General features: G+C 69.8%; 23 protein-coding genes. 21 read left to right on the forward strand and 2 right to left on the reverse strand.

Going from position 1 to position 24395, the window contains the following annotated elements:
• Nucleotides 1-41: 41 nt before the first annotated feature.
• The 14 genes from dnaJ to B9Y95_RS04235 all read left to right on the forward strand — a co-directional run bounded on the left by dnaJ (nucleotide 42) and on the right by B9Y95_RS04235 (nucleotide 16224).
• Nucleotides 42-1163, forward strand: a complete 1122-nt coding sequence (gene dnaJ, locus B9Y95_RS04170; RefSeq protein WP_064293629.1) for a molecular chaperone DnaJ — start codon at nucleotides 42-44, stop codon at nucleotides 1161-1163.
• A gap of 1 nt (nucleotide 1164) precedes the next feature.
• Nucleotides 1165-1902 carry a 16S rRNA (uracil(1498)-N(3))-methyltransferase gene (locus B9Y95_RS04175; protein ID WP_085510718.1) on the forward strand — a complete coding sequence of 246 codons (738 nt, stop codon included), beginning with the start codon at nucleotides 1165-1167 and terminating at the stop codon, nucleotides 1900-1902.
• Between the two features lie 50 nt (nucleotides 1903-1952).
• Nucleotides 1953-2306: an HIT domain-containing protein gene (locus B9Y95_RS04180; RefSeq protein ID WP_064293856.1), complete on the forward strand. Its 354-nt coding sequence runs from the start codon at nucleotides 1953-1955 to the stop codon at nucleotides 2304-2306.
• Nucleotides 2307-2382: 76 nt separating this feature from the next.
• On the forward strand, nucleotides 2383-3396 hold the full coding sequence (locus tag B9Y95_RS04185; RefSeq protein ID WP_234993996.1) for a PhoH family protein: 1014 nt from the start codon (nucleotides 2383-2385) through the stop codon (nucleotides 3394-3396).
• Complete coding sequence (gene ybeY / locus B9Y95_RS04190) at nucleotides 3393-3860, forward strand: rRNA maturation RNase YbeY (RefSeq protein ID WP_079705750.1); 468 nt, start codon at nucleotides 3393-3395, stop codon at nucleotides 3858-3860. The genes B9Y95_RS04185 and ybeY overlap by 4 nt, the downstream gene beginning before the upstream one ends.
• On the forward strand, nucleotides 3860-5164 hold the full coding sequence (locus tag B9Y95_RS04195; protein ID WP_064293632.1) for a hemolysin family protein: 1305 nt from the start codon (nucleotides 3860-3862) through the stop codon (nucleotides 5162-5164). Before ybeY ends, B9Y95_RS04195 begins: the two co-directional genes overlap by 1 nt.
• Nucleotides 5161-6069, forward strand: coding sequence for a GTPase Era (gene era, locus B9Y95_RS04200; protein ID WP_085510720.1), 909 nt, complete (start codon nucleotides 5161-5163; stop codon nucleotides 6067-6069). The genes B9Y95_RS04195 and era overlap by 4 nt, the downstream gene beginning before the upstream one ends.
• A 176-nt stretch (nucleotides 6070-6245) precedes the next feature.
• Nucleotides 6246-7517, forward strand: coding sequence for an alpha/beta hydrolase (locus B9Y95_RS04205; RefSeq protein WP_085510721.1), 1272 nt, complete (start codon nucleotides 6246-6248; stop codon nucleotides 7515-7517).
• Between the two features lie 35 nt (nucleotides 7518-7552).
• Nucleotides 7553-10042 (forward strand): bifunctional lysylphosphatidylglycerol flippase/synthetase MprF, encoded by a 2490-nt coding sequence (locus tag B9Y95_RS04210; RefSeq protein WP_159453326.1) that lies wholly within the window; start codon nucleotides 7553-7555, stop codon nucleotides 10040-10042.
• Nucleotides 10043-10189: 147 nt separating this feature from the next.
• Nucleotides 10190-11950 (forward strand): 2-isopropylmalate synthase, encoded by a 1761-nt coding sequence (gene leuA / locus B9Y95_RS04215; protein WP_079705755.1) that lies wholly within the window; start codon nucleotides 10190-10192, stop codon nucleotides 11948-11950.
• A 126-nt stretch (nucleotides 11951-12076) separates the two neighbouring features.
• Entirely contained in the window at nucleotides 12077-13261 is a 1185-nt protein-coding gene (locus B9Y95_RS04220; protein ID WP_085510723.1) for a sensor histidine kinase, read from the forward strand.
• Nucleotides 13258-13947: a response regulator gene (locus B9Y95_RS04225; RefSeq protein WP_079705757.1), complete on the forward strand. Its 690-nt coding sequence runs from the start codon at nucleotides 13258-13260 to the stop codon at nucleotides 13945-13947. The genes B9Y95_RS04220 and B9Y95_RS04225 overlap by 4 nt, the downstream gene beginning before the upstream one ends.
• A gap of 109 nt (nucleotides 13948-14056) precedes the next feature.
• Entirely contained in the window at nucleotides 14057-14815 is a 759-nt protein-coding gene (locus B9Y95_RS04230; RefSeq protein ID WP_085510724.1) for an ABC transporter ATP-binding protein, read from the forward strand.
• Entirely contained in the window at nucleotides 14812-16224 is a 1413-nt protein-coding gene (locus B9Y95_RS04235; protein ID WP_085510725.1) for an ABC transporter permease, read from the forward strand. Before B9Y95_RS04230 ends, B9Y95_RS04235 begins: the two co-directional genes overlap by 4 nt.
• A gap of 6 nt (nucleotides 16225-16230) precedes the next feature.
• Here the strand turns inward: B9Y95_RS04235 and B9Y95_RS04240 are convergent, their stop codons facing one another.
• Nucleotides 16231-16899 (reverse strand): trimeric intracellular cation channel family protein, encoded by a 669-nt coding sequence (locus B9Y95_RS04240; RefSeq protein WP_079705760.1) that lies wholly within the window; start codon nucleotides 16897-16899, stop codon nucleotides 16231-16233.
• Nucleotides 16900-16982: 83 nt separating this feature from the next.
• Between B9Y95_RS04240 and recO the strand changes: the two genes are divergently transcribed.
• From recO to B9Y95_RS20615, 4 genes are read left to right on the forward strand one after another with little or no spacing between them, the layout of a single operon-like run.
• Entirely contained in the window at nucleotides 16983-17720 is a 738-nt protein-coding gene (gene recO, locus B9Y95_RS04245) for a DNA repair protein RecO (protein WP_085510726.1), read from the forward strand.
• The gene (locus B9Y95_RS04250; RefSeq protein ID WP_085510727.1) at nucleotides 17717-18538 is read left to right on the forward strand and encodes an isoprenyl transferase; all 822 of its coding nucleotides are present in this window, start codon (nucleotides 17717-17719) and stop codon (nucleotides 18536-18538) included. Before recO ends, B9Y95_RS04250 begins: the two co-directional genes overlap by 4 nt.
• A gap of 28 nt (nucleotides 18539-18566) precedes the next feature.
• Complete coding sequence (locus B9Y95_RS04255) at nucleotides 18567-19247, forward strand: DsbA family oxidoreductase (RefSeq protein WP_085510728.1); 681 nt, start codon at nucleotides 18567-18569, stop codon at nucleotides 19245-19247.
• Entirely contained in the window at nucleotides 19244-19393 is a 150-nt protein-coding gene (locus tag B9Y95_RS20615) for a hypothetical protein (RefSeq protein WP_159453327.1), read from the forward strand. Before B9Y95_RS04255 ends, B9Y95_RS20615 begins: the two co-directional genes overlap by 4 nt.
• On the opposite strand, the gene B9Y95_RS04260 is transcribed toward B9Y95_RS20615, so the two are convergent.
• Nucleotides 19384-19902: an aminoacyl-tRNA deacylase gene (locus tag B9Y95_RS04260; RefSeq protein WP_085511053.1), complete on the reverse strand. Its 519-nt coding sequence runs from the start codon at nucleotides 19900-19902 to the stop codon at nucleotides 19384-19386. The genes B9Y95_RS20615 and B9Y95_RS04260 overlap by 10 nt on opposite strands.
• 51 nt (nucleotides 19903-19953) lie before the next feature.
• Between B9Y95_RS04260 and dusB the strand changes: the two genes are divergently transcribed.
• The 3 genes from dusB to dnaG all read left to right on the forward strand — a co-directional run bounded on the left by dusB (nucleotide 19954) and on the right by dnaG (nucleotide 24350).
• The gene (dusB, locus tag B9Y95_RS04265; RefSeq protein WP_085510729.1) at nucleotides 19954-21114 is read left to right on the forward strand and encodes a tRNA dihydrouridine synthase DusB; all 1161 of its coding nucleotides are present in this window, start codon (nucleotides 19954-19956) and stop codon (nucleotides 21112-21114) included.
• 25 nt (nucleotides 21115-21139) lie between these two features.
• Nucleotides 21140-22387 carry a deoxyguanosinetriphosphate triphosphohydrolase gene (locus B9Y95_RS04270; protein ID WP_085511054.1) on the forward strand — a complete coding sequence of 416 codons (1248 nt, stop codon included), beginning with the start codon at nucleotides 21140-21142 and terminating at the stop codon, nucleotides 22385-22387.
• A gap of 88 nt (nucleotides 22388-22475) precedes the next feature.
• Nucleotides 22476-24350: a DNA primase gene (gene dnaG, locus B9Y95_RS04275; protein WP_085510730.1), complete on the forward strand. Its 1875-nt coding sequence runs from the start codon at nucleotides 22476-22478 to the stop codon at nucleotides 24348-24350.
• Nucleotides 24351-24395: the final 45 nt, after the last annotated feature.

A 24395-nucleotide genomic window follows, 5' to 3' on the forward strand; every position in this document is an offset into this window, starting at 1 on the left:
CGTCCCCCAACACCTTCCGCACCTCGAACGAAAGGCCCTCAGTGGCTGACTACCCCGACCACTACGCAGCACTCGGTGTCGCCAAGGAGGCGACGCCCGAAGAGATCAAGAAGGCGTACCGCCGCCTCGCACGCGAACTGCACCCCGACGTGAACCCGGGTTCCGACGCCTCGGAGCGGTTCAAGGAGGTCACCCACGCCTACGACGTGCTGAGCGACCCCAAGCAGCGCCAGCAGTACGACCTCGGTCCGCAGGCGGGTGGGTTCGGTGGCGGCGACGCCGGGTTCGGCGGCTTCGGCGACATCTTCGACACCTTCTTCGGCGGGGGCGGCCAGCAGCGCGGACCCAAGTCCCGCCGCGCACGCGGCGAGGACGCCCTGTTGCGCGTCGAGCTCGACCTCGACGAGGTCATCTTCGGCACCCACCGCGACCTCGAGGTCGACACCGCCGTGCTCTGCAGCACCTGCAACGGCTCCTGCTGCCAGCCCGGCACCTCACCGGTGACCTGCGACATCTGTCACGGCACCGGCTCCATCCAGCGGGCCGTCCGCTCGCTGCTCGGCAACGTCATGACCTCGGCGCCCTGCGGCACCTGCCGCGGCTACGGCACGATCATCGCGACCCCGTGCGTCACCTGCCAGGGTCAGGGTCGGCTCCGTGCCCGCCGCACCGTCTCGGTCGACATCCCGGCCGGTGTCGACACCGGTCTGCGTCTGCAGATGCCGGGGAGCGGCGAGGTCGGCCCGGCCGGCGGCCCGAACGGCGACCTCTACCTCGAGATGAAGGTCAAGCACCACGACGTCTTCAGCCGCGACGGCGACGACCTGCTGTGCACGCTCGAAGTCCCGATGACCGACGCCATCCTCGGCCGCCAGGTCACCGTCCACGCGCTCGACGGCGACGTCGAGGTCGAGCTGCGGCCGGGCGTGCAGAGCTCGGAGGTCATCACGGTCAAGGACCGCGGCGTCACCCGTCTCCGTGGGAACAGCCGGGGCGACCTCAAGATCGGCGTCCAGGTCGTCACCCCGACGAAGCTCGACCACCGCGAACGCGAGCTGATCAAGAGCTTCGCCTCAGGACGACGTCAGGGTGCTCCGGCGCTCGCGCAGTTCCAGCAGGGCCTGTTCGCGAAGATCCGCGACCGCTTCCACGGCGTCGGTTGAGATGAGTTCGCTGTACCTCCGCGAGGATCTCGAATCGACCGGTGTCGGCGACTCGGTGACCCTCCGCGGGCCCGAGGCGAAGCACGCCGTCGCCGTGAGCAGGTTGCGGGTCGGCGAGATGACCTCGATCGGCAACGGTCGGGGCCTGATCGCGACCGGACCGGTCGTGCGAAGCGAGCCGGGCGAGTTGGAGATCCGCGTCGAATCGGTCGTGGTGCACCCGGAGAACCGTCCCGGGCTCGTCCTCGTGCAGGCGCTCGCCAAGGGTGATCGCGACGAACTCGCCATCCAGGCGGCGACCGAGCTGGGCGTCGACCGGATCGTCCCGTGGGGCGCCGAGCGCAGCATCTCCAGATGGCAGGGCGACAAAGCGGTCAAGGGCCGTGCGCGCTGGCAGCTCATCGTGCGCGAGGCGTCGAAGCAGTCGATCCGCGCACGGGTGCCCGAGGTGGCCGAGGTCGTCGACACCCGTGGACTCGCGTCGATCGTCGCCGGCCGGACCGTCCTCGTGCTCGAACCGAGTGCGGCACTCGCCCTCTCGGAGCTCGACCCGTCGGCACTGCTCGCCGAGGAGCTCGTGCTCGTCGTGGGTCCGGAGGGCGGTATCTCGCCGGCGGAGCGCGAGCGGCTCGAAGCGGCCGGCGCGATCGAGGTCCGGATCGGCTCGGGCGTCCTGCGCACCTCGACGGCAGGACCGGCGGCGATCGCCGCGCTCAACGTGCTGCTCGGTCGGTGGTGACGATCCACCAGCCCGCGCATGAGGCCGCCACGAACCTTAGACTGGTGGACATGAGTGAAGCACCGTCGGTATTCAGCCGCATCGTGTCGGGGGAGATCCCGACGACCCTCCTCGCCGAGACCGATCGGGTGATCGCGTTCGCCGACATCGCACCGCAGGCGCCCGTGCACCTCCTCGTCGTCCCGAAGACCGCCGAGTACCGCGACGTGGTGGAGTTGGCCGCTGGCGACCCCTCCTTGCTCGCTGAGATGGTCGAGGTGGCGTCGTCGCTTGCGAAGGAGCACACCGGTGGCGAGTTCCGACTCGTCTTCAACACCGGCGAGTCCGCCGGGCAGACGGTCTTCCACGTGCACGCGCATGTCCTCGGCGGTTCCCTGCAGGAGGGCACCCTTGGCGGAGCCTGAGTCCTCGAACCCGGACCGCCCCGCCGCCGCGCGGCCGGAGGAGGTCGAGCACGTCCTACTGGTGGACGGGCTCGCCATGGTCCGTCTGCTCGGCCCACAGGATCGACTCCTGACGACCGTCGAGCGCGAACACCCCGGTGTCTCGGTGCACGTGCGCGGCAATGAGATCACCATCACCGGCCCGGCGCCGCAGGCCGCCGCCGCCAGACGACTCGTAGAGGAACTCATCACCATGGTCCGAGAAGGACACGACCCGGGGCCGGCGGAGGTCAGCACCTCCGCCCGCATGCTCGGGCAGGACGGCTCGGCATCCCCGTCGGAGGTGCTCGGGCAGGTCATCCTCACCTCGCGTGGCAAGACGATCAAGGCGAAGACCGTCGGGCAGCGGGCGTACGTCGACGCGATCGACGAGAACACGATCGTGTTCGGTATCGGCCCCGCCGGTACCGGCAAGACGTACCTCGCGATGGCGAAGGCGGTGCAGGCTCTGCAGCGCAAGGAGGTCAACCGGATCATCCTGACGCGCCCGGCCGTCGAGGCCGGCGAGCGACTCGGGTACCTCCCGGGCACGTTGACGGACAAGATCGACCCGTACCTGCGTCCGCTCTACGACGCGCTCAACGAGATGATGGACCCGGAGATCGTCCCGAAGCTGCTCGCGGCCGGCACGATCGAGGTCGCACCGCTCGCCTACATGCGCGGCCGGACCCTCAACGACTCGTTCATCGTCCTCGACGAAGCGCAGAACACCACGCCCGAGCAGATGAAGATGTTCCTCACCCGGCTCGGGTTCGGATCCAAGATCGTCGTCACCGGCGACGTCACGCAGATCGACCTGCCGACCGGTGCGTCCGGTCTGCGACTCGTGACCCGCGTGCTCAAGGACGTCGACGACATCCACTTCGCCCACCTCACGAGCGAGGACGTCGTCCGCCACACCCTCGTCGGCCGGATCGTCGACGCGTACGGCGAGTACGACGCCGTCCGACAGGCGCAGCGGTTCGAGCGCGAGCAGGCCGCCGAGTTCGCCAACCGTGCCGAGCGTCGCGGCGCAGCCAGAGACCACCAGCCGAAGCGAGGACGCTCATGACCATCGAGATCAACAACGAGTCCGGCGTCGCCGTCGACGAATCGCGCATCCTCGCCCTGGCGTCGTTCGCGCTCGACGCGATGCACGTGAGCCCCGATGCCGAGCTCGCCATCGTCCTGGTCGACGAGGGCGCCATGGAGCAGTTGCACGTCCAGTGGATGGACGAGCCCGGACCGACCGACGTCCTGAGCTTCCCCATGGACGAGCTCCGTCCCGGCACCGAGGAGAACCCGACGCCACCCGGGCTGCTCGGCGACATCGTGCTCTGCCCGCAGGTCGCCGAGACCCAGGCGGCCGCCGCGAAGCACTCGACGATGGACGAACTCCAGCTCCTCACCTGCCACGGTGTGCTCCACCTGCTCGGGTACGACCACGCGGAGCCCGACGAGGAGAAGGAGATGTTCGGCATCCAGCGGGACATCCTCCTCGCCTTCGCGCTCCAGGAGAGACGACGCACCAGCTGATGTCCCTCGTCGCCGTCTTCGTCATCGTCGCGTTCCTGCTCGTCGCGTTCGCGGGTCTCATGGCCGCAGCCGACGCCGCGATCGGCGTCCAGTCGGGCGCGGACATCCTCGACCTGGCAGAGGGCGCCCGCTCGGGATCCGCGCTCCGCGCCATCGCAGCCGATCCGGGTGCGCACGTCAACGCGATCAACTTCATCCGGATCCTGGCCGAGACCACGGCCGCCGTCCTCGTCACCCTCGCACTGGCCTCGTCGATCGACGAGTTGTGGCTCGTCCTCGTCCTCGCGGTCGTCATCATGACCGGCACCTCCTTCGTGCTCGTCGGTGCGAGCCCGCGAGGCGTCGGGCGGACCCACGCGAGCGGAGTGCTGCGCTTCAGTGCCCCCGCCATCCGTGCCGCACGCGTGGTCCTCGGCCCGGTCGCGAACGTCCTCGTCTCCCTGGGCAACCGGGTGACCCCGGGGCTGCCCCGTTCGGTCTCCTTCACCTCGGAGGAGCAACTGCTGAGCATGGTCGACGAGGCCGCCGCGCACTCGGTCCTCGAAGAGGACGACCGCGAGCTCATCCACTCGATCTTCGAGTTCAACGAGACGCTCGTCCGCGAGGTGATGATCCCGCGCACCGACCTCGTGAGCCTGCAGCGCGATCTCAGCGTCCGCGAGGCGCTCGAGGTGTTCCTGGAGACGGGGATCTCAAGGGCGCCCGTCAGCGACGGCGACATCGACGACCTGGTCGGCATCCTGTACCTGAAGGACCTGGTGCGGGCGATGTTCGGTGGCGACGGCGTCACCGAGGTGGGCTCGATCGAGCCGCTTCTGCGGCCGGCGAGCTTCGTCCCCGAGTCCAAGAAGGCCGATTCGCTCCTGCAGCAGATGCAGAAGGAGTCCAACCACATCGCGATGGTCGTCGACGAATACGGCGGCATCTCCGGTCTCGTCACCCTCGAGGACCTCATCGAGGAACTCGTCGGCGACATCTCCGACGAGTACGACACCGACACCCCCGAGATCACCGATCTGCACGACGGACGGTTCCGGGTCGACGCCCGCCTGCCGGTCGACGAGCTGGGGGAGTTGTTCGGCCTCGAACTCGACGACGACGACGTCGACTCCGTCGGCGGCCTTCTCGCGAAGGCCCTCGGTCGGCTGCCCGTCGTCGGATCGACGGTGTCGACCAACGGCCTCGAACTCACCGCCGAGCGCGTCGAGGGGCGGCGGGGACGCATCCTCACCGTCATCGCCCAGCGCGACGACCAGCTGCAGGACGCCCAGCAGGCGTCCACCGACCACCGGGAGCACCCATGAGCGACACCACCCCTCCGTCCGACTTCCGAGCGGGGTTCCTGTCCTTCGTCGGGCGTCCGAACGTCGGCAAGTCCACGCTGACCAACGCCCTCGTCGGCGAGAAGGTCGCGATAACGAGCTCGAAGCCGCAGACCACACGTCGCGCGATCCGCGGAGTCGTGCACCGCGACCACGGCCAGCTCATCGTCGTCGACACCCCCGGCATCCACCGCCCCCGCACCCTGCTCGGCCAACGGCTGAACGACCTCGTGCAGTCCACTCTTTCCGACGTCGACGTCATCGGGTTCTGCATCCCCGCCAATGAGAAGCTCGGCCCCGGCGACCGCTTCATCAACGAGTCGCTCGACGGCTTCCCGCGCGCCAAGAAGGTGGCGATCGTCACGAAGACCGACACCGCCAGCCGGACGACGATCGCCGAGCAGCTGCTCGCGATCTCGGAGCTCCGGGACTGGGACGCCGTCATCCCGCTGTCAGCGGTGACCGACGACCAGCTCGACATCCTCGTCACCGAGGTGACGAAGCTCATGCCGCTCTCGGAACGCCTCTACCCGGCCGAGGCCACCACTGACGAGACGGTCGTCGACCGCGTGTCGGAGCTCATCCGTGAAGCCGCGCTCGAGGGTGTCCAGGACGAGCTGCCTCACTCGCTCGCGGTGACCATCGACGACATGATCCCGCGCGAGGGGACCGACCTGCTCGACATCTACGCGAACGTGTTCGTGGAGCGCGACAGCCAGAAGGCGATCATCATCGGGAAGGGCGGCTCCAGGCTTCGCGACGTCGGGGCCCGGGCCCGCGCCGGGATCGAGCCACTCGTCGGATCGAGGGTTTTCCTCTCCATCCGCGTCAAGGTCGCGAAGGACTGGCAGCGCGACCCGAAACTGCTCGGTCGCCTGGGATTCTGACCCGGATCCGGTCGATCGTCGGCGCTGCGGGCCCGCGCGGATCCGTGCGGGAGTCCTCCGTTACCTGAACGTGACTTGCGTGTCCGCTTTGGGCCCGCTGTGGAACCCGACGTCTGGCCGACAGGCTCGCGAGCGCACGGACATACTGGTCCTCGGGGTCGCGAGAAGGAGTCCGAGTGTTCGACTGGTTGCTGGCCATCAGGCTGGATCGTCCGGAGCTCCTCGTCTGGGTCAGCGGTGCTGCCGTCGTCCTGGCGATCATCCTGTTGACCGGGCGCCGAACGGTTCGCGGTTGGCTGACGATGCTGCTCGTGGCGAGCGGCGGGGCGCTCCTCGCCTATGCCACGGCCTGGTTGCTCGGTGACGTGCTCGACGTCTTCGGGATCGAACTGACGCCGGTCACCCGTGCGTGGGCGGCGGTCGGGTTCGCCGGTGCCGCCCTCGCGATCGCCGCGATCGTGCGGACCCGGGCGTGGCGGGTCGTCGTGGCGAGCCTCGCGGTCCCGGTCTTCCTGCTCATCGGGGCGATCGGCGTGAACCAGGACTTCGGTGAGTTCGCGACGGTGCGGGCGGCGCTGGGGATCAGCCCGTACCAGTCGTTCTCGGCCCTGCCGGCCGCCCGAGGGACGACGACGGCGTGGCAGCGACCCGCCGACCTGCCGAGCGGCGGGCGGGTCGAACACGTGGACATCCCGGCGACGACCTCCGGGTTCGCCCACCGGGACGCGCTCGTCTACCTGCCACCGGCCGCCCTGACCGCACACCCGCCGGCACTGCCGGTCATCGAGGCGTTCAGCGGTCAGCCGGGAGAGCCCGCCGACCTGTTCGCCTCGGCGGGCATCGCGGGGATCCTCGACCGCTTCGCCGCCTCGCATGCGGGTCTCGCACCGATCGTGGTCGTGCCCGATCAGCTCGGCGCTCCGGACCGCAACCCGATGTGCGTCGACGGGCCGCTCGGCAACTCGGCGAGCTACCTCACGGTCGACGTCCCCGCGTGGATCTCGGCGCACCTCCCGGTGTCCGCCTCGCGGACGGACTGGTTCATCGCCGGGTTCTCGCAGGGAGGGACCTGTTCCATCCAGCTCGGCGCCGCGCACCCCGAACGCTACGGCGGCATCCTCGACATCTCGGGGGAGGTCGTCCCGTCCATCGGACCGACGACGATCGCACAGGGCTTCGGCGGGTCGGCGACGGCGTACGAGGCCGCGGCCCCCTCCGCGATCCTCGCCGCACACACCCCGTACGCGGACACCGTCGGCGTCTTCGGCTACGGCAGCGACGACAGCCGCTACGGTCCCGGCGTCCGGCGCGTCGCCGCGATGGCTTCGGCAGCCGGCATGCGGACGACGACCTTCGTCTCCGACGGGACGGCGCACGACTGGCACACCGTCCACACGGTGTTCGAGCGAGCGCTCCCCGTGATCGCAGCACGATTCGGGCTCGCCTGATGCGCGCGGGGAGGGCGACGCCGTTCGGTCGACTCGTGACCGGCGTGATCCGGTCGGTGCCGATGAGCATCGGGATCACGGCGCTGGTGCTCGTGGTCAGTGCGTTCGTGTGGCGCACGCCGCCCGTGGCGACGCCCGCCTGGCGGTCGGCGATCCGCGAGGCGGCCGGCGTGGGGTACGAGCAGGTCGTGGTCGACGGACACTGGTGGGCGCTCCTGACCGGTGCTCTGGGAACCGACGGGGTGCTCGGGCTCCTCGCATTCCTGCTGATCGGTGTCCCCGCACTGGTGCTCGCCGAGCGACGGTTCGGCGCGGTCAAGACGCTCCTGGCGGTGCTCGTGACCGCGGTCGCCGGGAACGCGCTCGCCATCGGGCTCCAAGTCCTCGGCACGCTCGGTGGCGAGTTCTGGAGCGGCGAGGTCGCCCGCATCGTGGCATTCGACCCCGTGGCCGGCGCGCTCGGCGCCCTCGCCGCGTCGAGTGCGTTCCACGGGCCGCTCTGGCGTCGACGGATCCGCGCGTTCGTCGTCGTCGGTGCCCTGATCGTGCTGCTGTATTCGGGACTCCCGCAGGATCTCGCGCGGCTGTTCGCAGCGCTGGTCGGCGTCCTGCTCGGGATCGTGCTCGCCGGGGTGACCCCGTCGGTCCGACGCGTGCGGAGCTCGCACCACGAGACCCGGGTGCTCCTGGCATCGGTGGTCGCGATGATGGGCGTCGGACCGCTCATCACCTTCCTGTCCGGCCGGCACCTCGGTCCGCTCGCGCCGCTCGTGCTCCTGCTCGAACAGAACATCCCGGACGCCGGACGGGTCATCGGCCAATGCCGTACGGTCGGCGTGTCAGCACAGTGCCTGCGCGACCTCACGCTGGTTCGCGTCGACGGCTTCGGAGCGGTGCTCCTGTCGGTGGTTCCCATGATCGCCCTGCTCTTCGCTGCATGGGGCCTGCTCCGCGGCAGACGCTTCGCGGTCTGGTTCGCCACGGCGATCATGGTGTCCTTCGCCGTCCTGAGTGCGCTGTCGCTCGGGGCGGGGGTGCGGCTCCACCCGACGGGGCACCCCTCGCCGTTGCTCGGGACGGGGCACGGCGCGCAGCAGCGGTCTGTCGAGATCGCGATAGCGCTGTGGGCGGCGATCCTCCTCCCGCTCGTCGTGGCGGCGCTCCTGGTCGTGCTCCGTCGTGGGTTCCCCGTGCGGGCCACCCGGCGCAGTGCCTGGGGGTACCTCGCCCTGGTCGGCGTGTCATGGATCGTGCTCGCCGCGCTCTTCGTGGTCGTCGCACTGCTGCAACCCGGAGGATTCTCGCCGCGGCCCGACGTGTGGGAGGTCCTCCGCGCGGCGCCGGAGCGTTTCGTCCCCGCCGCGTACCTGCGGAACGTCCTCCCGGGCTTCGTGCCGGTCGCCCCGCTCACCGGCGTGGTGTTCCACGCCGTCGGACCCGTCTGGTGGAGCATCATCCTGCTCGGCGCGGTCTGGCCGCTGAGCCGGGTCGCGAACGCCATCGCGCCGGCAGACGAGCGCCGCCTGCGCGAGCTCCTGGCCGAGGGCAGCGACTCCATCGGGCACATGGCCACCTGGCCGGGCAACCTCACCTGGTTCGATCCGGAGCGCAGCGCGGGTGTCGCCTACCGGATCGTCGCCGGGGTCGCGGTCACGACGGGCGGCTTCTTCGGGAGGGACCGGCACGAGCAGGGGGTCCTCGAGCGGTTCATCGAGCACTGCGAGGACTCGGGCCTGACGGTGGCGTTGTACAGCGTGGACGAGGAGACCGCAGGAGCGCTCCACCGGATCGGTTGGCGCACCATCCAGGTCGCCGAGGAGACGGTCCTGCACCCGCAGGGCTGGAGCATGGTCGGCAAGCGCTGGCAGGACATCAGATCCTCCGTCAACCGGGCCGACCGCGCGGGGATCACCGCCGTCTGGTCGACCTACGGGGCGCTCGGCGTCGGGCTCGCGGCGCAGATCGCCGAGATCTCCGAGGAGTGGGTCGCCGAGCGGAAGCTGCCCGAGATGGGGTTCACCCTCGGCGGGATCGACGAGCTCGTCGACGAGGAGGTCCGGCTCCTGCTCGCGGTCGACGAGCAAGGACGGCTGCACGGCGTCACGAGCTGGCTCCCGGTGCGGCGCGGTGGTGAGCTGGTCGGTTGGACCCTCGACTTCATGCGGCGTCGGACGGACGGTGTGAACGGCGTCATGGAGTTCCTCATCGCCGAGGCCGCAGCGCGGTTCAAGGAGGATGGCATCGAGGAGATGAGCCTCTCCGGGGCTCCACTCGCGCGCTCGAAGAGCACCGAGCAGCCGGAGACGGACGGGATCGACCGGGTCCTGACCTACCTCGGGAACGTGCTCGAACCCGTCTACGGGTTCCGCTCGCTCCTCGCCTTCAAGGGGAAGTTCCAGCCGGAGGAGCGTCCCCTCGTCCTCGGCTACGCGGACCCGCTGACCCTGCCGGCGATCGGCATCGCGGTCGGGCGCGCGTACCTCCCCGACGTGTCCGTGCGAGACCTCGCCTCGCTGGTCACCTGATCGACCGCGCCGGGGGAGTGCTATGCTGACGACGTGTTCTCCGGTCTGCTCCTCCTTAGCTGCCGCGACGAGTCCTAGTTCCAGGCCTCCCTCGTCGCGGAGTTCGTCATTGGCTCACCCCCAATCCCACGAGGAGATCCCAGGATCATGAAGAACACCCAGACACCATCAGGCATGCCGGTCCATCGCTACCGCGCCTACCAGGACCAGTTCGACGTCTCGCTGCCCGATCGCACGTGGCCTGACCGTCGGATCACCGAGGCCCCGCGCTGGTGCGCCGTCGACCTCCGCGACGGCAACCAGGCCCTCATCGACCCGATGAGCCCGGAGCGCAAGCGCATCATGTTCGACCTGCTCGTGAAGATGGGCTACAAGGAGATCGAGGTCGGGTTCCCGAGCGCGAGCCAGACCGACTTCGACTTCGTCCGCAGCCTCATCGACGAGGGTGCGATCCCCGAGGACGTCACCATCCAGGTGCTGACCCAGGCCCGCGACCACCTCATCGAACGCACCTACGAGTCGCTGCGCGGCGCGAAGCAGGCGATCGTGCACCTGTACAACTCGACGAGCATCCTGCAGCGAGACGTCGTGTTCCGCAGTGACAAGCAGGGCATCATCGACCTCGCCCTCCACGGCGCCCGGAAGTGTCGCGAGATGGAGTCGACGGTCCCCGGGACGCAGATCTACTACGAGTACTCGCCGGAGAGCTACACCGGTACCGAGCTCGAGTTCGCCGTCGACATCTGCAACCAGGTGGTCGAGGTCCTCGAGGCGACCCCCGACCGCAAGGTCATCATCAACCTGCCGTCGACGGTCGAGATGGCCTCGCCGAACGTCTACGCGGACTCGATCGAGTGGATGAGCCGCAACCTGGCCAACCGCGAGAACATCATCATCTCGCTGCACCCGCACAACGACCGTGGGACCGCGATCGCGGCGGCCGAGCTCGGCTACCTGGCCGGCGCCGACCGGATCGAGGGGTGCCTCTTCGGGAACGGCGAGCGGACCGGCAACGTCGACCTCGTCGCGCTCGGCATCAACATGTTCACGCAGGGTGTCGACCCACAGATCGACTTCAGCGACATCGACGAGGTCAAGCGGACGGCCGAGCACTGCAACCAGCTGCCGGTGCACGAGCGGAGCCCGTGGGCGGGCGACCTCGTCTTCACCGCGTTCAGCGGTTCGCACCAGGACGCGATCAAGAAGGGCTTCGAGGCGATGTCCGTCGACGCCGTCTCGCAGGGCAAGGACGTCGCCGACCTCGAGTGGGCCGTGCCGTACCTGCCGGTCGATCCGCAGGACCTGGGGCGCAGCTACGAGGCGGTCATCCGGGTGAACTCGCAGTCGGGCAAGGGCGGCGTCGCCTACCTGCTCAAGACCGATCACGCGATCGACCTGCCGCGTCGCCTGCAGATCGAGTTCTCCGGCGTCGTCCAGGCGAAGACCGACGCCGAGGGCGGCGAGGTGACGAGCGGCCAGATCTGGTCGATCTTCCAGGACGAGTACCTTCCGGCAGCGGTCGCGGACGCCAAGTGGGGTCGGTTCGAACTGCAGTCCACGAAGACGTCGAGCGACCTCGCCGGCACCGTGGTCCTAGAGGTCGCCCTTCGCGACGGCGAGCAGGTCGAGGAGCGCACGTCGACCGGCAACGGCCCGATCGCGGCCTTCCTCAACCTGCTCTCCGGCCGCGGCATCGAGGTCACGCTGTACGACTACGTCGAGCACACACTGAGCGCCGGAGGCGACGCCGAGGCGGCCGCCTACGTCGAGCTCCAGGTCAACGACCAGCGCCTCTGGGGCGTCGGCATCGACGGCGACATCGCGACCGCCTCGCTCAAGGCCGTCGTCTCGGCAGTCAATCGCGCCGTGCGCACGCAGGTCGAGGCCCGGGAACTGGCCTCCATCTGACGAACCCACTGCGCCGGGTCGGCCTTCGGGTCGATCCGGCGCAGCGCTGTCCTCCGGCGTACACCCGGAGGATGATCTTCCCGCGTCAGGACGGGGTGAGCGACCGCCAGGTCGTACGGTTGGGGGATGCTCCGCTCGCTCCGACCCGGCCAACTTGCCCTCGACATCGCGCTGCCCTCGGTGCTGTTCCTCGTCACGTTCGCGGCATACGCCGCTCGGCCGACCCAGTACGTCATCGTCCTGCTCGGCATGTGCGTGGCGCTCGCCCTCCGCCGCCTGGCTCCCGGGATATCCCTCGCCGTCGCCTGGGTCACGGCGCTGGCGCAGATGCTGCTCCTCCTGGCACCCGACCCCGCGAACTTCGCGATCCCGGTCGTGCTCTACGCCGCGGCGAGTTACGGCGGACGGGCCCTGCGCTGGATCTCCTTCGCCTCCGCGTTCGTCGGAGCCGCGCTCATCGCGTTCTATGTGATCGTCGTCCCGAGCTGGACCTCCAACCTCTCCGCTGAGATCAGCACCTTCGGTCTGGCGAACGACATGACACCGGTCGCGCAGGTGACGGTCGGGCTGTTCATGTTCCTCGCGTTCGCCGCCTTCTTCGGCCTCGCTTGGACCGCAGGTGTGCTCATGCGCACCTGGCGGCTCGCCCGCGAGAGCCGACAGGCGCAGCTGCTGGCCGAGCGCGACGTCGCCGTCGAGCAGGAGCGCAACCGGATCGCGCGCGACATGCACGACGTGGTCGCGCACTCCCTCGCCGTCGTCATCGCGCAGGCCGACGGTGCCCGATATGCGCTGGCCGCAGACCCGGACTCAGCCGACCAGGCGTTGCGGACGATCTCGAGCATCTCCCGCGAGGCCCTCGCGGACGTCCGGGTGTTGCTCGCGCAATTGCGGTTCCAACAGACCGAGGGCCCGCAGCCGGTCATGGCCGACCTCGACCGGCTCTACGAGCAGCTGCGAGGAGCCGGACTGGACGTGGTGGTCCAGAGTCACGGCCAGGAACGACCGGTCGCGACCGGCGCGCAGCTGGCCGTGTACCGGATCATCCAGGAAGCGCTCACGAACGCGCTCCGACACGGCGACCATCGTGGGCCGATCGACGTCCATCTCGACTGGACCGGACCCGAGCTGCAGCTCTGGGTCGTCAACCGGGCGAAGGTCGAACCGCCGAAGGCCGGCACGGGGCACGGACTCGCCGGGATGAACGAGCGCGCTACGCTGGCAGGCGGCAGGTTCGGGACGACCCTGGTGGACGGTCTCTTCACCGTCTACGCATCGATCCCGTACGCGACGGTGGGAGTGACGAGATGACCGATCCGAGTGACGCGACGGCAGCGGGGGCGATCACGATCGCGCTGGTCGACGACCAGGCGCTGTTCCGAGGCGGGATCCGCATGCTCATCGGTTCGCAGCCGGACCTCCGCGTCGTCGGCGAGGCCTCCGACGGGCGTCAAGCGGTCGAGCTGGCCGCACGGACACGTCCGCAGGTCATCCTCATGGACGTCCGGATGCCGGTCATGGACGGGATCGAGGCGACGAAGACGATCCTGGCGGAGGCGGACGCGCGCGGGGGCGAGCGTCCTCGGATCGTCGTACTGACCACCTTCGACCTCGACGAGGCGGCCGCGACGGCCATCCGAGCAGGCGCGAGCGGGTTCCTGCTCAAGGACGCGGAGCCGGAGTTCCTGCTCGCAGCGATCCGCACCGTCCACGCCGGGAACGCGGTCATCGCCGCGTCGGCCACCCGCGAGCTGTTCGAGCACTTCCAGCAGGCGCCGGCCGCTCCGGCCGCACCGCAGCGCTATGCCGAGCTCACTGCGCGCGAGCGCGAGATCTTCCTCCTCGCGGCGCGCGGGCTGAGCAACTCCGAGATCGCCGCCGCCGAGTTCCTCAGCGAGGCGACCGTGAAGACCCACATCAGCCGGATCTTCGCGAAGCTCGAGGTGCGCGACCGGGTCCAGCTCGTCGTGTTCGCCTTCGAGCACGGGTTGGTCTGACCGCGGTTCGGCACGCACCCGCGGAGTGATCGAGGATCATCCCCGCGATGTACCCGGGTCGCTCGTGCGCCCGACGCGCACCCGGCAGCTCTCTCCGTAGCTTCGGAGTATGACCACTTCAGCACAGCCGTCCGTCGTCGCCAGCGTCCACGGACTCCGGAAGAGCTACGGACCCGCCGAGAACCAGGTCGTCGCCCTCGACGGCGTCGACCTCGAGATCGAGCGGGGCCGGTTCACCGCCATCATGGGCCCGAGCGGCTCGGGCAAGTCGACGCTCATGCACATCATGGCCGGCCTCGACCAGGCCACCGCGGGGCGGGTGCGCCTCGGCGACCAGGACATCACGGACCTCGACGACGGGCAGCTCACCATCCTTCGTCGGCGTCGTGTCGGGTTCGTGTTCCAGGCCTTCAACCTGGTCCCGACCCTCGACGTCGCGGCCAACATCCGACTGCCCTTCGAACTCGACGCCCGCCGTCCGACCGGTGAGGAGCAGAGTTGGATCGACGTCCTCGTGAGCACGCTCGGACTCGCCTCCCGACTCGGGCACCGCCCGCACGAACTCTCGGGCGGACAACAGCAGCGCGTCGCGATCGCGCGTGCCCTGGCGACGCGACCCGAGCTGCTGTTCGCGGACGAACCGACCGGCAACCTCGACTCCCGCACCGGGCGGAGCGTCCTGGCCCTGCTGGCGGCGGCCAGCACCGAGTACGGGCAGAGCATCGCGATGGTGACACACGACCCGATCGCCGCGAGCTACGCGGACCGGATCGTGTTCCTCGCGGACGGCCGGGTGGTCGAGGACCGGCCCCGATCGACCGCCGAGCAGATCTCCGCGCTCATGCTCGGCATGGAGCGTGCGGCATGAGCCGGGCGGATCTCGGGCCCCGGGCCCGCGAGCATCGCGCGAGCCTCCTCGTCGCGACGCTGAGCGCCTCGTTCGGCGTCCTGTTGCTCATGGTGACGAGTGTGCTCTCGACCTTCATCCTGGCCGATGACGTCACGGGGTCCAGCGGCACCGTGGTCATCATGCTCATCCTCGCGGCCGCGGTGTTCGTCTCGTTGGCGGTGTACGTCGGTGCGATCGTCACGGCGAACACGTTCGCCACGATCGTCGCCGGGCGGACGAGGACGATCGCGCTGCTCCGCCTGATCGGTTCGACGGCGCGATCGCAGCGTCGCGCCGTCGCGAAGGAGGGCGTCGTCGTCGGCCTGCTCGGCGGGGGAGCCGGGCTCATCCTCGGGCTCCTGGCGACCTTCGCGCTCGTGCGAATCGGGGTCGCGACCGGTGTGCTGCCCGAGCTGCCGTACGCGGTCGTCGAACCGGCCGTGCTCCTGCCCGTCGTCGCAGTCGTCCTGACCACCTGGCTCGCGTCCTGGATCGGCGCACGTCGCGTCCTGACGGTCACCCCGATGCAGGCGATCGGAGGATCGCAGGAGTTGAGCCGGGAGGAGGCCACCGCGCGGCCCGCCCGGAACGCGGTCGCGATCGGTCTCTTCGTGGTCGGTGTCCTGCTCCTGCTCGCCGGTGTCGGCGTCGGGCTCGTGTCTCCGCTCGGCGTGCTCATCGGCATCGTCGGCGGGATCGTCTCCTTCTCAGGCCTCGTGCTCGGTGCGCACCTCGTGATGCCGCCGGCACTGCGGCTGGTCGGCCGGCTGTTCGGCACCTCCGCGACGGCTCGACTCGCCGCCGAGAACGCCGTCCGCTACCCGGAGCGCAGTTCACGCACGACGATCGGACTCGTGATCGGCGTGACCCTCGTGACCATGTTCGCGGTCGCAGCGACCAACTTCCAGGAGTTCGTGCTGAACGCACAGGCTGCGAATCCGGAGGTCTACGAGGGCACGCAGGCCGTGGTCGCGACGACCGTCGGCGTCTTCTCCGCCCTCATCGGGCTGAGCGCGCTCATCGCCGCGGTCGGGATGGTCAACAACCTCTCGCTCAGCGTCCTGCAGCGCACCCGCGAACTCGGACTGCTTCGCGCACTCGGATTCTCGGCGGCGCAGATCCGTCGGATGATCGTGATCGAGGCGGCGCAGCTGACCATCGCGGCCGTCGTCGTCGGCCTGGTCCTCGGGACGTTCTACGGCTGGGCCGGTGCCCAGTCGATGCTCGGCGCGATCAACGGTTCACCCGGGTTGATCTTCCCGGTCATCCCGTGGGCCATCGTCGCCGTGATCGTCGTGCTCGCCGCACTCCTCACGGCTGTGGCCTCGGTGGCACCGTCCCGTCGGGCGACCCGGATCGCACCCGTGGCGGCACTCGCGGTCGAGTGAGACGACTCAGCCGCGGGTCGAGCGGCGCCAGATCCGCCATCCGCCGATCTGGCGCTGCTCCGGCAACGTCCACCCGAACCGGACGGCCAGGAGGCGGATCACCGCGGTCGAGGAGACGCCGACGATGGCCGCGATCCCGAGCGGCGCACCGAAAGTCACGGCGAGGACGAGGAGGGCGGTCCCGACCGCGGCCGCCACGGCGTAGAGCGACCCGACGTGCATGAGGGCGACGGGGACACCGAGCATGACGTCGCGGAGCACCGATCCGCCGACGGCTGAGACCGTTCCGACGAAGATCGCCGGGATGACCGGCAAGCCGGCTGCCAGAGCCTTGGTGGAGCCGATCGCTCCGAACATGCCGATCGTCAGGGCGTCGAGACCGATGATGACGGGCCCGAGCCTCGTGATGGTGCGCAGCAGGAACATCCCGAGCAGTGCGGCTCCCGAGGCGACGGGGAGGTACCAGTTGTTCTGAAGGGACGCCGGCACCTGTCCGAGGAGGATGTCGCGGATCAGACCGCCACCGAGTCCGACGACGACGCCGATGATGGCGACGCCGAGCCAGTCGAGCTGACGATCCTGGAATCTGGCCGCGAACATCGCGCCCTGGACAGCGCCGATCGCGACCGCCGAGAGGTCGACCCACAGCGGAACGACGAAGAGGACCTCGTTCACGGCTTCATCTCTCCAGGCACTCCTTCGATCCCCGACGGCGGTTCCCGGGTCACGTTGTCGGTGCGAGGCGGGATAATCGATGCGTGCCGGTATATCGAGACGAAGTGGTGGTGTTGCGGACCCACAAGCTCGGCGAGGCCGATCGCATCGTCACCATGCTCTCACGCAGCAGGGGCAAGATCCGGGCGGTCGCCAAGGGTGTCCGTCGCACCGGCTCGAAGTTCGGGTCCCGGCTCGAGCCGTTCATGGTCGCCGACGTCCAGTTCTACGAGGGCCGGAGCCTCGACACCATCACCCAGGCCGAGTCGCTCGGTTCGTACGGCGCCGAGATCAGCGCCGACTACGGGAGCTACACGGCCGCCAGCGCGATGGTCGAGGCGGCCGATCGCCTGACGGAGTCCGAGGGCTCCCTGCAGCAATACCTGCTGCTCGTCGGCGCTCTGCGGTCGCTCTCGAAGCATGAGCACGGTCCGCGGCTCACCCTCGACTCCTACCTGCTCCGGGCGTTCTCGCTCGCCGGTTGGGCACCGAGCTTCGGCGCCTGCTCGAGGTGCGGCACGGAGGGTGAGTACTCGCACGTGGTCGTGCAGCTCGGCGGGGTCGTGTGCGACGACTGCGCGCCCTCGGGGAGCCCTCGCCTCGACACCGACACCCTCTCGCTCCTCGGAGCACTGCTCTCCGGCGACTGGGAGTACGCGGAGGGCGCCGCCGAGCAGACGGCCTCACGGGCGAGCGGGTTCACCGCCGCCTACGCGCAGTGGCATCTGGAGCGCGGCCTGCGGTCGCTCGCGCACCTCGAACAGGATCGGAGCCGCGGATGACCCCGAAGCCCTACACCCACCGCGACGCGGTGCCGTTCAAACCGATCGATTGGACGGGCGAGGTCCCGCCCGAGTTCGCGAAGGGTGAGGTGCCGTCGCACGTCGCGATCGTCATGGACGGCAACGGCCGGTGGGCGAACCGACGCGGACTCACGCGCGTCGAAGGGCACAAGGCTGGCGAGGCCGCACTCCTCGACGTCGTGGCCGGTGCCCTGCAACTCGGCATCAAACACCTGTCGGTGTACGCGTTCTCGACGGAGAACTGGAAGCGCTCGCCCGACGAGGTCCGCTTCCTCATGGGGTTCAACCGCGAGGTGCTCCATCGACGGCGCGACCAACTGAACGAGTGGGGCGTGCGCGTGCGCTGGTCGGGGCGTCGGCCGCGGTTGTGGACCTCGGTCATCAAGGAGCTCCAGACGGCGGAAGAGCTGACGCGCGGCAACGACCGCCTGACGCTCACCATGTGCGTCAACTACGGCGGGCGCAACGAGATCGTCGACGCGGTCCGCAGCATCGCCGACGACGTCGCCGCCGGCCGCATCAAGCCGTCGGCCGTCTCGGAGCGTCTCGTCCAGAGCCGGCTCTACCTACCCGACCTCCCGGATGTCGACCTCTTCGTCCGGAGCTCCGGGGAGCAGCGCACCAGCAACTTCCAGCTGTGGCAGTCGGCCTACGCGGAGATGGTCTTCCTCGACACCCTCTGGCCCGACTTCGGGCGGCGTCAGCTCTGGGAGGCCGTCGAGCGGTACGCCGGACGCGACCGCCGCTTCGGCGGGGCGCGCGACGTGCCCGACGCCCCGACGCCTTCGGGGGAATGACCGGCAGGTGTCGGTGGTTGGCCCTGACATGAGTGAACCCATCAAGATCGACATCTGGTCCGACATCGCCTGCCCGTGGTGCTACATCGGCAAGCGCAAGTTCGAGCGGGGTGCGGCGGAGTTCGCACAGCTCGGCGACGGACGCGAGGTCGAGGTCGAGTACCACTCCTTCGAGCTGGCACCCGACACCCCGGTCGACTTCGACGGCACCGAGATCGACTTCCTCGTGAAGCACAAGGGCATGCCGGCCGACCAGGTGCAGCAGATGCTCGATCGGGTGACGGGGATCGCCTCGGACGCCGGTCTCGAGTACGACTTCGGCATCCTCCAGCACACGAACACGGTGAAGGCGCATGAACTGCTGCACCTCGCCAAGGCGGAGGGGAAGCAGCTCGAGATGACCGAGCGCCTCCTGCGGGCCTACTTCACCGAGGGCCGCCATGTCGGTCGCATCGAGGACCTCGCCGACCTCGCCGTCGAGGTGGGGCTCGACCGGTCCGCCGTGGTCTCGGCGCTGGAATCCGGCCAGTACACGCAGGCGGTCCGCGAGGACCAGGCGACGGCACAGGGGTACGGCATCCAGGGCGTCCCCTTCTTCGTCATCGACGGCGCCTACGGGGTGTCCGGGGCGCAGGAGGCGGCCGCGTTCACCCAGGTCCTCGAGCAGGTCTGGACCGAACGCGCGAGCACCGAGCCGGTGCAGGCGTGAGCACGGAGACGACGTCCCCTGAGCGCAGCGTCGGTGATCAGCCGCCGGCGACGGTCCGGCCGGCGCTCCGACTCCTCGGGGGCGACGCCGTCGTCTGCGAGGGCGACAGTTGCCTCGTGCTCCCGCCGGAGCAGGCTCAGGACTGAGGGTCCTCCGGCTCGGTGAGGTCCGCGGTGACGGCGCCGACGGCGGTGAGGTACTCCGCCGCGTCGACGAAGGCGCTCCACCCGTGCTCGCCGGCGCCGATCGAGATGCGCCCACCGCGCTCGAGGATGCGCTCGTCCGCGTAGACGGGGAGTGGAGCGCTCGCACCGAGGACGGTGATGGTGCCGCGCTCATAGCCGGTCGCCTGGAACGCGGTCGCCGCGTCCGGCATCGCGAGCTTGTTCACACCGAGCAGCGTGCGGAACGGCGGCCAGGAGATCTTGCGGCCGCCGGGCACGAGGGCGAAGAGGTAGTCGCCGCTGCGACGCTTCACGACGATCGTCTTGACGATGTCCGCTGGCTCGATGCCGAGTAGCTCCGCCGCCTCGTGGAGACTGCGCGCGGGCGGTCGCTCGACCAGCTCCACGTCGAGACCGAGTGCGGCGGCCGCTGCTCGGACGCGCTCGCGGCCGGGTGGCTGGAGGTCGGCGGGCGGGACGACGTCTGACATGTGGTCCTCACTGGGCGCGGGAGCGCCGATCATCTGGGAGAATCGAGGGTGATGTCTCTTCCTACCACGCTCTCGCAGCGCCCGAGCCTCGCGATCGGGCCCATCGTGCTCGACTCGCCGGTCGTGCTCGCCCCAATGGCCGGGATCACCAACACGGCGTTCCGTCGTCTGTGCCGTGAATACGGAGCCGGACTGTACGTCAGCGAGATGATCACCTCCCGTGCGCTCGTCGAACGCACGCCGGAGACCATGCGGCTCATCCAGCACCACGAGAGCGAGACGCTCCGCTCCATCCAGCTCTACGGCGTCGACCCGAAGACGGTGGCCGAGGCCGTCACCATGCTCGTCGCCGAGGATCGCGCCGACCACATCGACCTCAACTTCGGCTGCCCGGTGCCCAAGGTCACCCGCAAGGGCGGGGGAGCGGCGCTGCCCTGGAAGACCGGGCTCTTCCGCGACATCGTCGAGGGCGCTGTCCGTGCCGCCGGCGACGTCCCGCTCACGATCAAGATGCGCAAGGGCATCGACTCCGACCACCTCACCTACCTCGAGGCCGGCCGGATCGCCGAGGGCGCCGGTGTGGCGTCGATCGCGCTGCACGCCAGGACCGCCGCCGAGTTCTACTCCGGCCACGCGGACTGGTCGGCGATCACCAAGCTCAAGGAGACGGTCACCTCGGTGCCGGTCCTCGGGAACGGCGACATCTGGTCGGGCGAGGACGCGCTCCGGATGGTCGACGAGACGGGCTGCGACGGCGTCGTCGTGGGCCGCGGTTGCCTCGGTCGCCCCTGGCTCTTCGGCGACCTCAGCTCGGCGTTCGCCGGCGAGGGCGGCAAGGCGGAGCCGTCCCTCGGCGACGTCGCGGCCGCGTTCCGGCGTCATGCCGAGCTCTTGGCCGAGTTCTTCGAGAGCGAGGAGCGCGGCTGCCGCGACATCCGGAAGCACGTCGCCTGGTACTTCAAGGGCTACCCGGTCGGCGGCGACCTCCGCGCGAGCCTCGCGACCGTGGAGTCGCTCGACCAGCTCGACGACCTGCTGGCGACCCTCGACTGGACGGCCCCGTACCCGGGCGCCGCGGCCGAAGGCCAGCGCGGGCGCGCCGGTACGCCGAAACGACCGGCACTACCGTACGGCTGGCTCGACTCGCAGTCGCTGGGAGCCGACGAGCAGACCGAGATCGCGGGAGCGGAACTGGACCACAGTGGCGGATAGCATCATCGAGCAGGGGAGCGTCTCCATGGACCGGGACGGCTACACCCTGCACGACGAAGAACGCTGGATGCCCGAGCACCACTCGACGCGACGCTCCGACTTCGCCCGCGATCGTGCACGGCTCTTGCACTCCAGTGCCCTCCGGCGACTCGCCGCCAAGACCCAGGTGCTCAGCCCGACGAGTGGGGTCGACTTCGCCCGGAACCGGCTGACGCACTCGCTCGAGGTGGCTCAGGTCGGTCGCGAGCTGGCGGCCAGCCTCGACCTCGCTCCGGACGTCGTCGACACGGCGTGCCTCGCACACGACCTCGGTCACCCGCCGTTCGGTCACAACGGCGAACGAGCCCTCAACGACTGGTCCGCCGCGATCGGCGGGTTCGAGGGCAACGCGCAGACCCTGCGGATCCTCACGCGCCTCGAATCCAAGGTCTTCGGTCCCGACGGCGAGCCGTACGGTCTGAACCTCACCCGCGCGAGCCTCGACGCCAGCTGCAAGTACCCGTGGCCGGCCGCGCAGTCGGTGCCGGATCCCGGTGGTCGCGCCAAGTTCGGGTTCTTCGACGAGGACTCGGCGGCCTTCCGCTGGTTGCGAGCCGGTGCTCCCGAGCGCGTCCGCTGCGTCGAGGCGCAGGTCATGGACCTCGCGGACGACATCGCCTACTCCGTGCACGACTTCGAGGACGCCGTGGTCGGGGAGTACATCGACCCGGCGTTCCTGAACGCCCGCGCAGGACACGACCGCCTCATCGACACCGCGCTGTCCTGGGCCGGCGACGACTTCACCCACGACGACCTCGCCGCCGCCTTCGACCGGCTGCAGTCCTCGCACACCTGGATCACCGCCTGGGACGGCTCCCGGCGCGACCTCGGTCGGCTCAAGAACTTCACGAGCCAGATGATCGGTCGGTTCGCCGGTGCGGCGACCGCGGCCACCCGGGAGGCGTTCCCGCAGGCCAGCCTCGTGCGTTTCGGGGCTGACGTCGTGGTGCCTCACGGCATCCAGGCCGAGATCGCCCTCCTCAAGGGGATCGTGGCCGCGTTCGTGATGTACAGCGACTCCCGCCAGCCGCTGTACGTCCGGCAGCGGGAGATCCTCATCGAACTGTCGGACGCGGTGTTCGCGCTCGGGGAGTCGGCCCTCGACGTCGGCTTCGCGGCGGACTGGCGGGCAGCCGGGTCCGATGCGGAACGCCGTCGCGTCGTCGTCGACCAGATCGCGAGCCTGACCGATCAGAGCGCCCTCTCCTGGCACGAACGGCACGTCGGCGCCTGACGCTCCTCCACACGGGAGCGGGTCTCCGACTCCACTGCGCGGAGGCTCTCAGGGATGGACGATGGACGCACGAGACTAGGATCGAAGCATGGCCGGACGGATTCGACAGAGCGATGTTGAAGAGGTCAAGGCACGCACCAACATCGGCGACGTCGTCGGCGACTACGTCTCGCTGAAGTCCGCCGGCGTCGGTTCGCTGAAGGGCTTGTGCCCCTTCCACGACGAACGCAGCCCGAGCTTCCACGTGCGCCCCACGGTCGGGCTGTACCACTGCTTCGGCTGTGGCGAGAGCGGCGACGTCTACAGCTTCCTGCAGAAGATGGACCACGTGACGTTCGCGGAGTCGGTGGAACGTCTCGCGCAGCGCATCGGGTACCCGCTCAGCTACGAGGAGGGCGGCGGCAAGGTCGACCACGGCAACCGGGCGCGGCTCTTCGCCGCCAACCAGGCTGCCGCCGAATACTTCCAGCAGCAGCTCCACGACGGCGACGCCGACCTCGGGCGGCGGTTCCTCGGCGAACGCGGCTTCGACGCCGCCGCCGCCGACCACTTCGGGATCGGGTTCGCGCCTGCCGGCTGGGACCATCTCATGAAGGCCCTGCGGTCGCGCGGATTCTCCGACGAGGAGATGCTCGCGGCCGGGCTCGTGTCGAGCGGCGACCGCGGGGTCTACGACCGGTTCCGCGGACGCCTCATCTGGCCCATCCGCGACACGACCGGGCAGGTGCTCGGCTTCGGCGCCCGGCGCCTCCGCGACGACGACAAGGGGCCGAAGTACCTCAACACCCCCGAGACGGCGATCTATCACAAGGCGCAGGTCCTCTACGGACTCGACCTCGCCAAACGCGACATCTCGCGCGGCAAGCGCGTCGTCGTCGTCGAGGGGTACACCGACGTCATGGCCTGCCACCTGGCGGGGGAGACCACTGCGGTGGCGACCTGCGGGACCTCGTTCGGGGTCGACCACATCAAGATGATCCGCCGCGTCATGGGCGACGACTCCGCCACCGGCGAGGTCATCTTCACGTTCGACCCTGACGAGGCCGGGCAGAAGGCCGCGACGCGTGCGTTCGGCGAGGAGAAGCGGTTCTCCGCCCAGACGTACGTCGCCGTGTCCTCCGACGGCCTCGATCCCTGCGACCTCCGCCTCAACCGCGGCGACGGCGCCATCCGGAAGCTCGTCGACGGCCGCGAGCCGATGTTCGAGTTCATCATCCGGCGGACGCTGGCGGGCTTCGACCTCGAGACGGTCGAGGGTCGCGTCGGCGCACTCCGCGCGGCCGCGCCGGTCGTCGCCGAGATCCGCGACCCTTCGCTCCGTCCCGGGTACACCCGGGTGCTCGCGAAGCAGCTCGGCATGGAACTCGACGAGGTGGCCCGCGCCGTGCGGGCCGCTGGTGGTGCCGCCGCAGGTGGCTCGCAGAACTCCGCACGAGACGCCCGCCAGCAGGGCCCTGGCGCACCAGCTGCAGAGCCGCCGCGCGAGCGACAGGCCTCGCTCAACGACCTGCCCAAGGATCCGTCGACGCGCCTCGAGCAAGACGCGCTCCGTGCGATCCTGCAGCTGCCCCAGCACCTCGAACGCCCCATGCTGGAGCGCGCGGTCCAGAGCTCGGTCGCCAACAGTTCCCTCGCCGTGGTGCGCGACGCCATGAGTGTGAGCCTGGACCACCTCGGGACGAACGCCTGGCTCGAGACCGTCATCGCACAGGTCCCACCCGGCTTCGACGGACTGGTGCGTGAGCTCGGGGTGTCCCCGCTCCCCGAGACGAACGAGGAGAAGCTGCCGAGCTACGTCCGGGACATCGCGCGGGCGCTGATCGACCGCGACCTCCTCGGCCGCAAGGCGGCGCTGCTCGGGTCGTTGCGTCGCACCGACCCCCGCGACGAGTCCCATCGGGAGATCACCCGGCAGCTCGCGGACGTGGAGGCGGAACGGCGTGCGCTCCGCGCCGAGGCCTGACGCGGACGGCCTCCTCCGAGCGTGGCACGTGGCGCCGCCGGGATC

This window comes from Plantibacter flavus (genome assembly GCF_900177615.1).
GTDB lineage: Bacteria > Actinomycetota > Actinomycetes > Actinomycetales > Microbacteriaceae > Plantibacter > Plantibacter flavus.